The 428-nt window shown below is 59.8% G+C and carries 1 protein-coding gene; it reads left to right on the top strand.

What is annotated here, in order from left to right:
• The coding region (locus DIE23_RS39230; protein ID WP_311767851.1) for a calcium-binding protein at window positions 1-428 on the top strand (428 nt) is incomplete at both ends.

The raw sequence follows: 428 nt of genomic DNA, 5'->3' as shown, positions 1-428 counted from the left end.
GATATCTATCTGACGCAAGGCACCGATCAGGTCAAGCTCGACGGCATGGCTGACGGATCCGGCAAAACAGGGGTCGCCCAGGTGCAGTTTGCCGATGGCACCGTATGGACCGCGGCACAGATTGTCACGATGGCGCGTACCATTAGCGGTACCGTTGGCAACGATACCCTCAATGGCTCCGCCGGCGCGGACATCTTCGACGGAAAAGGCGGCAACGACGTCGAGATCGGCAATGGCGGCGCCGACACCTTCATCTTCAACCAGGGCTACGGCCATCTCGAGATCAACGAGTACGACTTCTGGGGCGGCACTACCGGCAAAGTACTGCAACTGGGTACCGGTCTGACGCCGGCATCGGTCGCTGTCACGCTCAACGGCAACGATATCTATCTGACGCAAGGCACCGATCAGGTCAAGCTCGACGGCAT

Origin of the sequence: Burkholderia sp. Bp9143, assembly GCF_003853645.1 — a bacterium.
In the GTDB taxonomy this organism is placed as follows: domain Bacteria; phylum Pseudomonadota; class Gammaproteobacteria; order Burkholderiales; family Burkholderiaceae; genus Burkholderia.
The sequence above is the reverse complement of the archived record's forward strand: the minus strand, read 5'-3'. Positions and strand labels throughout refer to the sequence as shown.